13 protein-coding genes and 1 tRNA gene are annotated in these 13753 nt (G+C 60.2%); 8 read left to right on the top strand and 6 right to left on the bottom strand.

What is annotated here, in order from left to right:
* The first annotated feature begins 11 nt into the window (after positions 1-11).
* Complete coding sequence (locus B1526_RS00435; RefSeq protein WP_095614172.1) at positions 12-980, top strand: Ppx/GppA phosphatase family protein; 969 nt, start codon at positions 12-14, stop codon at positions 978-980.
* 127 nt (positions 981-1107) lie between these two features.
* Here the strand turns inward: B1526_RS00435 and B1526_RS00430 are convergent, their stop codons facing one another.
* Both B1526_RS00430 and B1526_RS00425 read right to left on the bottom strand, forming a co-directional pair.
* Positions 1108-1830 carry a DUF4391 domain-containing protein gene (locus B1526_RS00430; protein WP_157908650.1) on the bottom strand — a complete coding sequence of 241 codons (723 nt, stop codon included), beginning with the start codon at positions 1828-1830 and terminating at the stop codon, positions 1108-1110.
* 272 nt (positions 1831-2102) lie between these two features.
* A tRNA-Arg gene (locus B1526_RS00425) sits at positions 2103-2175 on the bottom strand.
* A gap of 461 nt (positions 2176-2636) precedes the next feature.
* Here B1526_RS00425 and B1526_RS00420 point away from each other — a divergent pair.
* Positions 2637-3656, top strand: a complete 1020-nt coding sequence (locus B1526_RS00420) for an endonuclease/exonuclease/phosphatase family protein (RefSeq protein WP_095614170.1) — start codon at positions 2637-2639, stop codon at positions 3654-3656.
* 194 nt (positions 3657-3850) lie between these two features.
* Here B1526_RS00420 and B1526_RS00415 read toward each other — a convergent pair whose 3' ends face one another.
* Both B1526_RS00415 and xseA read right to left on the bottom strand, forming a co-directional pair.
* Complete coding sequence (locus B1526_RS00415) at positions 3851-4198, bottom strand: exodeoxyribonuclease VII small subunit (RefSeq protein WP_095614169.1); 348 nt, start codon at positions 4196-4198, stop codon at positions 3851-3853.
* Between the two features lie 80 nt (positions 4199-4278).
* Entirely contained in the window at positions 4279-5580 is a 1302-nt protein-coding gene (xseA, locus tag B1526_RS00410) for an exodeoxyribonuclease VII large subunit (RefSeq protein ID WP_095614168.1), read from the bottom strand.
* A gap of 360 nt (positions 5581-5940) precedes the next feature.
* Between xseA and nrdD the strand changes: the two genes are divergently transcribed.
* Complete coding sequence (gene nrdD, locus B1526_RS00405) at positions 5941-8334, top strand: anaerobic ribonucleoside-triphosphate reductase (RefSeq protein ID WP_095614167.1); 2394 nt, start codon at positions 5941-5943, stop codon at positions 8332-8334.
* Positions 8335-8443: 109 nt separating this feature from the next.
* Positions 8444-9148 (top strand): anaerobic ribonucleoside-triphosphate reductase activating protein, encoded by a 705-nt coding sequence (gene nrdG, locus B1526_RS00400; RefSeq protein ID WP_095614266.1) that lies wholly within the window; start codon positions 8444-8446, stop codon positions 9146-9148.
* Between the two features lie 131 nt (positions 9149-9279).
* Here nrdG and B1526_RS00395 read toward each other — a convergent pair whose 3' ends face one another.
* On the bottom strand, positions 9280-9924 hold the full coding sequence (locus B1526_RS00395; protein ID WP_095614166.1) for a hypothetical protein: 645 nt from the start codon (positions 9922-9924) through the stop codon (positions 9280-9282).
* Positions 9925-10359: 435 nt separating this feature from the next.
* Here B1526_RS00395 and B1526_RS00390 point away from each other — a divergent pair, with 435 nt between their 5' ends.
* From B1526_RS00390 to B1526_RS09235, 4 genes are all read left to right on the top strand, one after another.
* Positions 10360-10641: a helix-turn-helix domain-containing protein gene (locus B1526_RS00390; RefSeq protein ID WP_095614165.1), complete on the top strand. Its 282-nt coding sequence runs from the start codon at positions 10360-10362 to the stop codon at positions 10639-10641.
* A 239-nt stretch (positions 10642-10880) separates the two neighbouring features.
* A complete protein-coding gene (locus B1526_RS00385; RefSeq protein WP_095614164.1) occupies positions 10881-11180 on the top strand; it encodes a hypothetical protein in 300 nt (99 codons plus the stop codon).
* Positions 11181-11253: 73 nt separating this feature from the next.
* Positions 11254-12555 carry a hypothetical protein gene (locus B1526_RS00380; RefSeq protein ID WP_095614163.1) on the top strand — a complete coding sequence of 434 codons (1302 nt, stop codon included), beginning with the start codon at positions 11254-11256 and terminating at the stop codon, positions 12553-12555.
* Positions 12556-12614: 59 nt separating this feature from the next.
* Complete coding sequence (locus B1526_RS09235) at positions 12615-13220, top strand: hypothetical protein (protein ID WP_095614162.1); 606 nt, start codon at positions 12615-12617, stop codon at positions 13218-13220.
* On the opposite strand, the gene B1526_RS00370 is transcribed toward B1526_RS09235, so the two are convergent.
* Positions 13217-13753: transposase (locus B1526_RS00370; RefSeq protein WP_162287909.1), on the bottom strand; the 537-nt coding region annotated here is incomplete at its 5' end. The two genes, B1526_RS09235 and B1526_RS00370, sit on opposite strands and share 4 nt — an antisense overlap.

Genomic DNA, 13753 nt, shown 5'->3' with positions numbered 1-13753 from the left:
AAAGAGGACGGATGGCGAACCGCAAAGCCCATTCCACACGCCTCGGCGTGCTCGACATCGGATCGAACACCGTGCACATGCTCATCGTCGACGCGGCCGTCGGCTCGCGGCCCGAACCGGAAGCGAGCACAAAAACGACGGTGCGGCTCATGGACTTCCTCAAAGAGGACGGGTCGATTCGCAAAGCGGGCGTCGAAGCGCTCCTCAACGCGGTCGACGAATCGATGCAGCTCGCGGAACAATACCAGATCTCGCAACTGCTCGCGCTCGCGACATCGGCGATCCACGACGCGCCGAACGGCAACAAGATCCTGCATAAGATCGAGGAAATCGTCGGACAGCGCATCACGGTGCTGTCAGGGGACGACGAGGCGCGCATGACGTTCCTCGCCGCGCGCCGCTGGTACGGATGGGATGCGGGGCGCCTGCTCGTCATCGACATCGGCGGCGGCTCGCTTGAGGTCGCGCTCGGTTCGGAAGAGGAACCGTCGATCGCGACGAGCGCGCGCGTCGGCGCGGGCATCGTGACACGCGACTACCTTCCCGGCGGCATGGCGACGCCGAAGGAACTCGAGACGGCGCGCAGGAAAGTACGCAAACGCATCGGCGACCTCGTCGACGCGATCCCGGCGGAGGACTATTCGAGCCACGCCGTCGGCACGTCGAAGGCGATCCGTTCGCTCGCGCGTCTCGCGGGGTCGGTCATCCACCAACCCGGGCGTGAGGATGCGCTGTCCGTCGAACGCGAACAGCTTGAGGACTGGGTCCCGCGGCTCGCGAGCATCGAACCCGCGAGCCGCGCCGCACTGCCCGGCATCACGCAGGACCGTGCGCTGACGATCGTCGGCGCGGGCATCGTCGCGGTCGAAATCATGGACGCACTCAGCATCAACGAAATCGAAGTGTGCCCATGGGCGTTGCGTGAAGGCGCGATCCTGCGCTGGCTCGACCAATACGGCCGCACGCGCATCGGCTTCTGAGCGTGTGCGCGTACCGGAGTGCGTGTGCGTACCGGAGTGCGTGTGCGTGCGTGTGCGTATCAGGGGGGCGTGAGCTGCCGCAGCGCGGTACGCTGACGAACTCCCAAGCGTACCGTGCTGCGGTATCTCACTGTGTGAGTGTGGCGAGTTCGTTTTTTGCTTTGTGCAGTTTCGCGTAGATTTCGTTGCGGTGGTTGGGGTTTTTCGCGCGCGCGTGGTCGGCGGACAGTTTCGCGACCGTCGCCTCAAGCTCGCGGATGTGTTCTTCGCGTGCGATGCGCGCGTCGAGGTCATTGCAATCGACGGAACCCAGAATCGTCTGTGAGCAGAACGACGCCCACAGTTCGTCCATCGTCGCGCCGTTGACATCGAGGAACGTTTCGCCGCTCGGTTCCCACGGTCCATGGAATACGCGGAACGTCGGCGTATGCCCTGCGCGTCCCGGTATCGCGCGGCGCACGACGAATTGGCATTCCTCGCGCGTCATGCCCTCGTGCGGCACATCGCGTACGACCGCGAACACAATCCCTGATTTGCGCTGCGACGCGATGAGTTCGATGACGTCATCGGGTGTGTCGTGTACGCCGTCGGCGAGACGTATGCCGAGCACGAGGACTTCCGGCATACGCGCGCTCGCTTCGAGTCCCGTGTTCGACGGACGCAGCAGCGCGAGCAGCGTAATCGATGTGACCGCGTGCACCAGATGCTGTTTTGTCTTCGCTGAGAGGGGAGCGCCGGTTTTCGCCGCGAACATAGCCTTCGGCAGCACGCTTTTTTCGGTGGGGAACGCGCTCGATGTGGGCAGACCGAGTGTTGCGGCGGTCACGGAACCGCATGCGGCCATCGTCATCGTGAGCCTTCTTTCGTATGTCGTGTTTCCGTATGTCGTAACGGATGCCGACTCCACTCTACCGTTGTGCGCGGGCGCCTCACCATCCTGTCTCATGTGTGCCGTGTTGATGCTGTTGGTAGCGTCGTGCGATGCCGCGGTTGGTGGGGAAAGTGGACGCTGAGGTCGGCTCAGTGACGTGCGATGCCGCGCGATGCGGCGGCGCACGACGCTGGAGACGGCGGCAGACAGCAAAACAGCCGCGGCGGCGAAGGCCACCACGGCTGCGATCGTGCCCCAGATCGGATTCGAACCGACGACACCCGCTTTAGGAGAGCGGTGCTCTATCCACTGAGCTACCAGGGCGCACAACCTGTCATTATACACAGCGTCGCGCATACAGCACAACCACGGCGCGCATCGTGTACACCGTGCGCATCGTATGCCCATACATACCGCACCACGGTACGATCAGGTGCCCGTCAGCGTACCGGAGTGCGTGAGATGCCGCAGTGCGGTACGCTTGGGGGTTCGTCAGCGTACCGGGGTGCAGAGTACGTACCATCCCACCGAGAAATCGACCTCAAGAACGATGGGAACACGCCACCGACGCACTACTGTATGAAACTACCGGACGGAACCGGATGCGCACCGCTCGCCCTGTACGCCCACACCACAACCAAACACAACACTGCAACGTCAACCAACAACACCGCCAACCAACCAACCAATCACAACCGACCATCCGCACCAACCACAGCACACATCAGCAAAACACACCACACCACCCACACCACCCAATCAACCCACAACAGATAAGGAGACATATGGTACGGCACAAACATCCGGTACTTGCGGCGCTCGCTGCAATCCTCGCGATCGTCGCACTGCTCGGTTGCGCCGCGCGACTGCTGCCCGAGGATATGCAATCGTTGCCGTACGTGCCGTATGTGATTTCGTTGTCACCGTGGTTCGCGCTCGTCGCACTCATCTCGTTCGCGCTCGCGTGCGCGTCGCGCCGCTGGTTCACGGCGTGCGTCGCGCTCGCGTGCATCGCATTGCAGGTGTGGTGGCAGCTGCCGTATTTCCGCAGTGGCCAGCCGCTCAGCGGCGCCGCGATGTCCGCCGTCGCCCACACGAAACCCGTGACCGACGACGCCTACGCGCGCGTCATGACGTGCAACGTCTACAAAGGTGGGGCGAGCGCGCGCGACATCGTCGACACCGTGCGCGACGAACGCGTCGAAGTGCTCGCGCTCCAGGAGACGACGGAACCGTTCCTCAAGGAACTCGCGAACGCCGGCATCTACGACTATCTGCCCTATTCGACCGTCGCATCCGCCAACCACAAGTACTACAGCAACGCGCTGTTCTCGGCGTCGCCGCTTGGTTCGCCCGCGGACGCCGAATTCGATTCGAGCGCATCCGACATGCCGGGTGCGACGATTAGTTTCGCGGGCGGCGCGCTGCCGGTCCGTTTCGTGAGCGTGCACACGACGTCGCCGACGACCGACACATGGGATCTGTGGCGTACGTCGATCGATGAGATGGATGTGCTGCGCTCGCGCAACGACATGCGCTACGTGCTCATGGGCGATTTCAACGCGACGACCGACCACGCGCCGTTCGAGCGTCTCCTCGGCAACCGTTTCCGCGACGCGGCGCAGACGAGCGGACACGGGTTCGCGTTCACGTGGCCGATGAACTACCGTTTCGTACCTGCGGGCGCCGGCATCGACCATATCGTGACCGAACGCGACGTCAAGGTCGGACAGGTCAAGACGGTCCGCATTCCCGGGAGCGACCACAAGGCGCTCCTCGCGACGCTCGAGTTCCCACAGCCGTAGCGCACGATGCGCACGTGCGCACCGCGCCCGCACACCCGTACACCCGCACACCCCCCATCGACGCACCTACGAACGCGCATATGCATATATGCGAAGAGGTCCGCGCGTTGATGTGCGCGGACCCCGTCATGCATCGATGCGTATGTGCGGCGTATGCGCAACGTTGTACGTATGCGCGTAGCTGACGGACGCCGTCACTGCAGGTTCGACTGCGTACCCGCGGTCGCCGCCGTCTGCGCCTGCTGCGCCTGGGCGGCGTCGAGCTTCGCGCGCACGGCGCCGAGGAGCGACTGCGCGCGCTGCGCGAGCGCTTCGCCGATCTCCCACTGGCGCATCGATTCGTCGAGGCTCAGGCCGCCGTTCTCGAGTGCGCGCACGGCCTGCATGAGCTTGTCGCGCGCTTCCTCGTACGGCATCTGCGCGATCATGTCGCGTTCCTGCTGCGTCAGGCTCGACGCGGCCTGCGTGTTCGCGTCGTCCGTCGTATCCACGGTGTCCGTGGTCGTCTCCGTCGCGGTGATGTCGATCGTTTCCTCGGCCATGTTGGCTCCTTTGTTCATATGTATTCGGTCTGTATTGAGATTCGTGTTTCGTTTTGTATATATGTATATACGCGCGCGCGTCACGCTTCGACGATGCGCGTCGCCTTCGCGACGATGGCACCGCGGCGCAACGTGACGGTGATGTCGTCTCCGACGGCGACAGCGGACGCGTCGTCGACGACGTGGCCGTCCGCGGTCTGCAGCACCGCGTACCCACGGTCGAGCGTCGATTGCGGACTGAGCGCGCGCAATGTCGCCTCGAGTTTCTCGACGCGCAGCTGTTCGTCGTCGACGATGCGTGTCAGGCCGATCCTCATCGTGCGCACGGCGTCGTCGATCTGCCGTTCGTACGGGTCGAGCATCGTCTGCGGCCGTGTGAGACTTGGGCGGTTCGCATACCCTTCGACGAGCCGCGTTTCGTTGTCGACCATCGCGCCGATGCGCATGCGCATCGTGCCGATCGCGTTCGCGATGAGCCGCTGCTGCTCGCGCACGTCGGGCACGACGCGTTTCGCGGCGTCCGTCGGCGTTGACGCGCGCATGTCGGCGGCGAGGTCGATGAGTGTCCAATCGTCCTCGTGTCCGATCGCGGAGACGATCGGTGTGACGCACGCGGCGGTCGCGCGCACGACGCGCTCGTCGGAGAAACCGATGAGGTCTTCGAAACTGCCGCCGCCGCGCGCGACGATGATGACGTCGACGTTCGGGTCGGCGTCGAGGCGCGCGATCGCGTCGACGACTTCGGGTGGGCATTGCGGGCCCTGCACGTGCACATGGCACACGGTGAAGTCGACGGTCGGCCAACGCAGCATGACGTTCGTGATGACATCGCCTTCCGCCCTCGCCTGCGGCGCGCACACGAGGCCGATGTTCTTCGGGAATTCGGGGAGCGGCACTTTGTTCGACTCGTCGAAGAGGCCTTCGCCTTTGAGTTTGCGGCGCAGTTCGTCGATCTGTTCCTTGAGGTCGCCGACGCCGACTTTGCGGATGTCGTCGCCACGCAGGCTCAGCCTCGTCTGCTTGACCCACAGGTCGGCCTTGCCGTGCACGACGACGCGGTCGCCCTGCTTGAAGCCGCGCGCCATCTGCGCGAACGCGCCGAAGCCGTTGACCGAGATCGAGACGTCCTCGAAGCTGTCGCGCAGCGTGATGTAGACGGATGTCGCGCGGCGCGCGTTGATTTCGACGATCTGTCCTTCGATCCACACAGTCGGCCAACGTTCGATGACGTCATGCCATTTGCGGCTGAGCAGATGGACGGGCCACGGGTGCTCAGGCGTCGTGTCGCGCGCGTATTTCGGCAGTTCGTCGAGCGGTCGCGGCGCGCCGACGGCGTTGTCCGCGGGCTGCGTTCCGCCGCCATATTCGTTGTTCCAATACATGGTTCTAGGTTCCATCAGCGAACGGACATCGATTCCGCGCGACGACGGCGTGTCATCGATGATTCCGCCGCATCGGTGGCGTTTCCGGACGGTTGTGGACTTGGCGACACTATGATGATTTCCGCTCAGCGAACACGGTGGTGCGTGATGAACGCCACACTCGAATCACATCGATGTCATTTCGGCGGCGTATCAACGAAAGTTCCATATTTAGTGATGGAGTGTCGCATGTCACACTACATATAGCGGCGCGTCGTTCTTGGGAAGGGCGTACAGTCTTATCAGTCAGCAAGACGTCCGGCGCAGCACGGGCGCACGAAAAGAGCCGGCAAGCCCCCGGCCCCGAGAAAGGAACAGCGAATGGAAGCACAGGTTCTGGATGCGACGATGGCGCAGCCGAAGACCGCCGCGAAGGTACTCGTCGAGAAGCGCGATGGGCGCATCGTCGATTTCGATCCGGTCAACATCATCGTCGCAGTCAAATCCGCATTCGCTGACCTGAACAAGGAAGTCGGTCCCGAAGAGGAACGCATGATCGCGGACATCGCCGATCAGGTCGAAGGGGAGATCAAGGAACGGTACAACGGCCCCGCGCGCATCGAGGACATCCAGAACCTCGTCGAACATGCACTCATCGACGACCATCTGTATGAGGTCGCGCGCACGTACACGACGTACCGTCTCAACAAGGACATCCAGCGTGCGAAGGCGACCGACATCAACGAAGCCGTCAAGCGACTCGTCAACAAGGACGAGTCCCTCGTACGCGAGAACGCGAACAAGGACTCGAACGTCTACGCGACGCAGCGCGACCTGCTCGCGGGTGCCGTTTCGAAGGCGTCGGCGTTCTCGATGCTGCCGGACGCCGTCGCGAACGCGCATATGAAGGGCGACATCCACTTCCATGACGCCGACTATTCGCCGTTCACGTCGATGAACAATTGCTCGCTGCCGGATTTTGGCGATATGCTGCGCCATGGATTCGCGCTCGGCAATGCGATGATGGATTCACCGAAGTCGATTGGTACCGCGGCGACGCAGATCACGCAGATCATCAAGGACATCGCGGGCGCGCAGTACGGCGGCCAGACCGTCAACCGCGCCGACGAGATGCTTGAGGAATACGCGCGCCGCGATTACGCGAAGAACCTCAACATGGCGCAGGCGCTCATCCCGGATTCGATGCCGATCGAGGTCGCTGAGGACATGGTGCGCGGCCTCAAGGAGCAGGAACCGCAGTGGCTGCACTTCGAGAACCGCGAACCGCTTCCAGCGGATACGCCGTTCGATGAGGACCTTCCCGAGATCGACCAGCTGCGCGAGATCTACGCGAAGATCATGACGCGCAAGGCGATCTACGACGCGATGCAGACAATGGAATACCAGATCAACTCGAACCGTGTCTCGAACGGGCAGACGCCGTTCGTCACGGTCGGCTTCGGCCTCGGCACGAGCTGGTTCGCCCGTGAGATCCAGCGTGCGATCCTGCTCAACCGCATCCGCGGCCTCGGCAAGGACCGCCACACGGCGATCTTCCCGAAGCTCGTCTTTACGATCAAGCACGGCATCAACGCCGACGAGGGCGACCCGAACTACGACTTGAAGCAGCTTGCGCTCGAATGCTCGACGAAGCGCATGTACCCGGACGTCGTGTTCTATGAGAACATCGTCAAGATCACCGGTTCGTTCAAGGCCCCGATGGGCTGCCGTTCGTTCCTGCAGGGGTGGATCGATCCGGAGACCGGCGAAGACGTCGAGGACGGCCGCATGAACCTCGGCGTCGTGACCGTCAATGTGCCGCGCATCGCGCTCGAATCGCACGGTGACGTCGACCGCTTCTGGCGTCTGTTCGACGAACGCATGGAAACGGCGCACCAGGCGCTCCAGTTCCGCATCATGCGCTGCAAGCAGGCGACGCCCGTCAACGCGCCGACGCTGTTCCGCTATGGCGCGTTCGGCCGCCTCGACGCGAACGACAACGTCGACCAGCTGTTCCGCAACGAGCGTGCGACCGTCTCGCTCGGCTACATCGGCCTGTATGAGGCGACGGCCGTGTTCTACGGCAAGCACTGGATGCGCGACCACGGCTGGGATCCGCAGGGCAAGGAGTTCGCGCTCGAGATCGTGCGCCGCATGAACCAGCTGTGCAAGGACTGGTCGGCCGCCGAAGGCTACCATTATTCGGTCTATTCGACGCCGGCGGAATCGCTCACCGACCGCTTCAACCGCATGGACCGCGAGAAGTTCGGCGACATCGAAGGCGTGACCGACCACGACTTCTACACGAACTCGTTCCACTACCCGGTGTGGCTCCAGCCGACGCCGATGGAGAAGCTCGACTATGAGAAGGACTTCCCGTATTACGCGTCCGGCGGCTTCATCAACTACTGCGAGTTCCCGTGCCTGCAGGCCAACCCGAAGGCGCTCGAAGCGGTGTGGGATTACGCGTACAACATCGGCATCGGCTACCTCGGCACGAACACGCCGATCGACCACTGCTTCGCATGCGGCTTCCAGGGTGACTTCGAGCCGACCGAGGAAGGCTTCAAGTGCCCCGAATGCGGCAATACCGACCCGGACAAGTGCAACGTGACGAAGCGCACATGCGGCTATCTGGGCAACCCGGTGCAGCGCCCGATGGTGCATGGCCGCCATGAGGAGATCGCCCACCGCGTCAAGCACATGGCAGGCGAGACCGGCCGCGTCACGCTCGACAACGGCGAGACGCGCGAATGGTTCGAGGAGACGAAGTAATACCCACAGCGCATAGCGCGACCGGCAGGGCGGCACATCCGCGGTGGACGCGGGATGTGCCGCCCTGTGTCATGATGGATGCAGATTGGGCACGGAGGAACAGGAACGCATGGTAGAGTCAGGCGCACGTCATGATTTCGTCAAAACGAACGAATACAGGGGACCGTCAATACCGAGTCCGTTGACGAACAATCCACGCGCGGGGCAGTGGACGAGCGCGCGCATGAGCCACAACATGGTCGCCGACTACAAACGGTTCCTGATGACCGACGGCGAGGGCATCCGCTGTTCGCTGTATGTCTCCGGTTGCCCGTTCCACTGCGAAGGCTGCTACAACTCGTCGATCTGGGATTTCCAGTCGGGGCATGAATACAACGAACAACTCGAAGCGCAGATCATGGACGACCTTGCGCAGAGCTTCGTGCAGGGCATCACGTTCCTCGGTGGCGAACCGCTGCTCAACACCGGCATATTGTTGCCGCTCGCGCGCAAGATCCGCGAACGCTTCGGGCATACGAAAGACATCTGGTGCTGGACCGGCTACACATGGGAGGAGCTCATGCGCGACGGGGAGAGCGCGGACAAGCTCGATCTACTGCGCGAAATCGACATCCTCGTCGACGGCCGCTATATCAAGACGTTGCACGATTCGCTCCTGCAGTTCCGCGGCTCGTCGAACCAGCGCATCATCGACGTGCCGGCGAGCCTCGAACAGGGCGAAGTGGTCATTTGGAGCAAACTGCACGACCAGGAGCGGTTCATCCCCGAAATCTACGGCCACGAGCGCGCCGCCGGCGAAGGCGACGCGAGCTGAGCGCTGCGTCATTTCCCGCACGCCGGTACGCTGAGACGTCCGCTAGCGTACCGGCATGCGATTTTGGTGCTGGGTGCTGTTGGTGCGCGGGACAGCGGTGTACCGCACACAGCATGAGTGGGCGGGGGCGATCAGTGGGTGCTCAGCGGCAGATATCTGTCGGTGGCCTCGTCATACACACGTTTCTCCGGGGCGTCGAGTCTGACGATATAGGGTGGGACGAGTTCGGCCCGGAGTACGCATTTGTTATTACCGAGGCCACGGTGCGACGGGTCATAGCGTACCGCGAATAGGGTACGTGGACTTGGTTTGAGGGGCTTGGTAGGGTCGCTCGCGCTTAAGCTGTATACGTCGGCGTAATCGAATGCGTCGGTCGCATGTGCTGGATCCACAGCGACGAGCGGCGTATCGGAGTGGCAGACGAGCGCATAATGACGTTCTGCGTTGACTTTGGATCTCACCTCGGCTCCGTGTGGCATCGTCCATTCCCGTTCGACGCCGTTCGCGTCCTTGGCGTACGCCTTCTTCCAGACGCGGATCAGGTCTTGACGGGCGTCATCGGGATGGGTGTCGTTGACAAGGGTAAAGATGACTTCCGGCCGTGTTATGCCCAATGTTTCGACGAGCGGAGCAAGGTTCAGGTTGTTCCCGACTCCCCATAGGAAGATGCCATTCCCGCTCAGTTGCCGTTGGGCTTCCTTGGCTGCGACGATGTCGGCGAATTGCTGTCCGCTTTCGGTGCCGGCTTTCTGCCATACAAAATATTCCGGAATCATATGGTGCCCTTTCGTTGATGCGCGGTGTGGATTCCACGCCGGAGGTTGGAGAGGATCGATGGAAGACGTTGTTACCTCACGTTGCCAAGTATATATGGCTTTTTGTAGACTCACCATCTTTGTCTATTTCTAAGGTATGCACGAGTTCATGTGCGCGTGCGACCATCATCATGCAACATACATATCACGCTTCGGTGCATGCATCCCATATACGGCAGCACATATACGGCCATATGGAGCATGTGTGGGAAGTCATGGTATATCTGAACTGACTGAGGTTCCGTCGGTGCAAGATATGGATGTGCTGACAACTGTATGTTGACATATGTAGTATGCAAAAAAAAAACAAGACACTTGAAAACCTTTGTGTCACAACGAAAAATAAAGCTATATGTGCAAGGTTGCATTACCGGTGGAGACTCTTAAGTTTGCGATATGCCAAGAAACTCACCGACTGAACAGGAATGGTCCAGCTACGCGAAAGAACTGGGTCTACGCATGCAACGCTTCCGTACGAGGAAGAACCTCTCACAGGAACGGGTGGCGAACGATGCCGGCCTTTCCCGGAACACCTACCAGAAATTCGAAAAAGGCGAATCGATGCCGGGAACTCCCGCGAATCCGAGCCTGCGCAATGTCATGGCGATCGCGCAAGTGCTCGGCGTGACGCTTGACGAACTCGTGCCGACGCCGTGGCCTGATCTGCAAGGCCGCTGACGCTGCGGTCCGCAGTGTGAACGATGGACGCGGCCGTTCGGTGGCCGCGCCCGCTTTCCGACGAACCAGCACACTGTATATTGCTTTAGCAATGTTAGATGTTGGTTGTTGAAAACGCTGTAGTGACGCCGATAATTTGCGCCATGCGTGATTCGACGCTACGATGTTCCCTACTGAATGCAATATACAATATGCATACTTGTATGGTGTATTGCACGGTGGCGTCGAAAGGAGCACCCATGAAGAGGTGGGCTGGTTACACGGTGGCTTTTGACAAGTTCAAGACGTATTACAAAGCCACGTCGCGTACCGATAATTCGCGGTATCTGGAGAAGTTCTCATCCGCATTCCGGTATTGGATGGATAAGGGTGGGTATCCGCAGGGATTCCATAGCGATACCGTCAACTGGGTCCATGCGCATATGTCGACGTTGTGCACGAAGACGCGCACGATGATGATTTCGAACGGTGTACCGGCGGCGTCCGCGACGCAGGTCATCAACATCTTCAAACGTTGGTTCAAAGACACATACGAGTGAGCGGTCGCCATTCGTGTGGAGCACATTGATGTGTGAATGATGGTGAATATTCAATGATTGCAGACAAGGGGGAATGATGGCATTTAGATACCCGACACCGATATTTGATACGACGTTCTTTGACGAGGTGGAGTCGGTCGATGGCGAGAAAACGGTGTTGTGCGATGTCGTCGCGTTTTCTTCGAAAGGTGTGCTGTTCCGAACCCGGGATGAGTACTGGGTCTTGAGCAACGGCCGATGGAAGCGTGTTCCACCAGCTGTGTGCGAGCGGTTGGACTTTTCGGATTGGGGATTGACGCATATGGATTGTAATCGTTATCCTAATAATATTAAATTTGCAACAACGAAAAGAGGAAAGCATATCGTTTTCCTGCGCGATCATTCTCTGCTGTGCCTCGACCTCGATGCCGCGGACTTGAGTGTGCTTTCGCCTCTCCCTCCCGATACGAAGCTCATGCAATACTCTAGTCCATATGAAGGTTTCTCAATCTCCGACGATGAACGTTACGTGACGTTCAGCGAACCGCAAAGCGTGAAATATGAGTATGAATCTGATGGACTGCGTGTTGTGGATCTTGAGCAACGCAGGTCGGCGTATTTCCCCGCGCTCGGCGAATGCAGATTAAGCCAGTTCGCAGAAAAGGGGCATGCGCTTGCGTTCACAGGGCGAAAATACTGGCGGGAACGGATGGAATGGGAAGACGGCGGATGGGGATGGAGTAATGACGATATCAATGCGATTCTTGATATCGATTCGATGTCAATCGTGCGCGAACTGGATTCACGGAAGAAGGTGCGAGAAACCGACCCTTATGCGAATATCCAGTGGAATAACGTGTTCCCGTTGAAGAATGGCGGTTTCCTTTGCCGAAAGAACCAATGCCTGCGGGTGTATACGCCTACGGGTCGTCTGAAGAGCGACATCCAATTGCCTGAAGGGTTCCCCTCCATTCACCGATTCATGCAGTTGTCCGCCGATGAGCGGGTGCTCTTCTGCGCATGCGGTCATCAATACGGTCCTCCGTGGGTGTTCATCGATATAGAGGACAAGAAAGCGTGCGTACTTGTCAACGACGCGCAGAACTTCTCAGATTCCGATATTGAAAACATTCCTATGCAATTCATTGTCGGATTCAGTTATGGTTCCCTATACGAATCAAAGAAAGATAATCTTGAATATCATATAGATTTCACACATTGGGGAAGGGACTATGGGCCGATATATTACGATGGTGCTTTGATTTTTAGGAACAACGACCACGCCAACTTATGGTCCCGTGTCGATGTCTCCGATATCCACAGATACATGGTGCCACTCGACGGCAGCGCGGCCAATGATGCGACGCAGTCAGCGGGCGCATGGAGCACTTGGTGACATCGGCGGTGGTATAGAACCAGTTGTGATGACAATGCGGCAATGATGAGGGAACGACAATGGCTTATGTGAATTATCCTGTGCAGCCGACGGTGCTGTGGCAAAGCACTCCGGAATCGGCGATGATGTTATATGATATCCTCGGTCCGGATGTCACTGGGTCGCTCATCGTCCTGGTGGACCGCGACCGTGCGCGAACACAGGAAGGCGTGCTGCATATGCTCGCCCGTAAGCTCAGGCAGGAGGCGCATCCGACGGGCATCGACCATGTCGTATTTCGGCTTGACGCCCACACACATCAATGGCAGGAAGTCGTTTCGTTGCCGCAGATGGACGAGCGGGATGGGTATGTGCATGTATGGCCGCGGCGTGTAGGTTCGATGATGAACGACCCATGGCGTACCGTGGCGTTGACGGTGGACCGTCAGTGCATCATCGTCGATGAACAACTGCACCGGCCGGACGGTGGTCGGGAACTCCATCAATGGCGGGGCATCGATGTGACGACGGGCGGCGATATAGGCCTTGGCTCGCCCAGCGTGACAATCCCTGATCGTGCGGTGATGCAAGCGTCGGGAACCGGATTCTACGAATGCCATCCCAATAAAGGTCGTGTATTCACTGCGGTCGATGGTACGTTCCATAAGTGGCTCTTCTCAGGTTAGTGTGTAAGGATGTCTTTGAGTTGGCTGCTGTGGATGAGGCATCGTTGGATGTAGCTGGTGGTGTTGGCGAAGCCCATGGCGTTGCCGCGCAGGGTCTCGAGCCTGCCGTTGATGGCTTCGGTGGGTCCGTTGCTTGAGTGGGGGTGGCGGAAGAGGGCGAGGATGTCGCGCATGCGTCTTTTGAGCACGCGGCCGAGGGAGGCGAGTTCCCGGCAGCCTTTGTAGCGCCCCGGTCCGGTCAGGTCGTCGATCAGCTCGCGCATCATGCGTTCGCCGCGTCGCCGGTCGTCGCACCGGTAGGCGTGTATGACCCTTTGGTAGACGTCGTGGGCGAGCATGAGGTCGTGGTTGGTCTGGATGGCGAACAGGGCCATGAGTCTGGCACGGCCGCGTGCGCCGAGGTATTCGTCGCTGGTCAGCAGGGCGCGCCTGCAGTCGTAGAGCCTGTCGCCCTTGACACCGCGCCTGCCGGTGGCGTCGCGTTGCAGGCGGCAGCGCACCTTGGTGACGCGGGCGGCGGCCAGTTGCACGAC

Origin of the sequence: Bifidobacterium criceti, from assembly GCF_002286935.1 — a bacterium.
GTDB classification, from domain to species: Bacteria; Actinomycetota; Actinomycetes; order Actinomycetales; family Bifidobacteriaceae; genus Bifidobacterium; species Bifidobacterium criceti.
Note: the sequence above shows the minus strand (reverse complement) of the source record. Positions and strands in the feature narration are given on the sequence as shown.

Excerpts from the sequence above, each read along its gene's own strand:
- B1526_RS00435 (WP_095614172.1), top strand. The coding sequence starts at position 12 with ATGGCGAACCGCAAAGCCCATTCCACACGCCTCGGCGTGCTCGACATC.
- B1526_RS00430 (WP_157908650.1), bottom strand. The coding sequence starts at position 1,830 with ATGACGATGGCCGCATGCGGTTCCGTGACCGCCGCAACACTCGGTCTG.
- B1526_RS00420 (WP_095614170.1), top strand. The coding sequence starts at position 2,637 with ATGGTACGGCACAAACATCCGGTACTTGCGGCGCTCGCTGCAATCCTC.
- B1526_RS00415 (WP_095614169.1), bottom strand. The coding sequence starts at position 4,198 with ATGGCCGAGGAAACGATCGACATCACCGCGACGGAGACGACCACGGAC.
- xseA (WP_095614168.1), bottom strand. The coding sequence starts at position 5,580 with ATGTATTGGAACAACGAATATGGCGGCGGAACGCAGCCCGCGGACAAC.
- nrdD (WP_095614167.1), top strand. The coding sequence starts at position 5,941 with ATGGAAGCACAGGTTCTGGATGCGACGATGGCGCAGCCGAAGACCGCC.
- nrdG (WP_095614266.1), top strand. The coding sequence starts at position 8,444 with ATGGTAGAGTCAGGCGCACGTCATGATTTCGTCAAAACGAACGAATAC.
- B1526_RS00395 (WP_095614166.1), bottom strand. The coding sequence starts at position 9,924 with ATGATTCCGGAATATTTTGTATGGCAGAAAGCCGGCACCGAAAGCGGA.
- B1526_RS00390 (WP_095614165.1), top strand. The coding sequence starts at position 10,360 with ATGCCAAGAAACTCACCGACTGAACAGGAATGGTCCAGCTACGCGAAA.
- B1526_RS00385 (WP_095614164.1), top strand. The coding sequence starts at position 10,881 with ATGAAGAGGTGGGCTGGTTACACGGTGGCTTTTGACAAGTTCAAGACG.
- B1526_RS00380 (WP_095614163.1), top strand. The coding sequence starts at position 11,254 with ATGATGGCATTTAGATACCCGACACCGATATTTGATACGACGTTCTTT.
- B1526_RS09235 (WP_095614162.1), top strand. The coding sequence starts at position 12,615 with ATGGCTTATGTGAATTATCCTGTGCAGCCGACGGTGCTGTGGCAAAGC.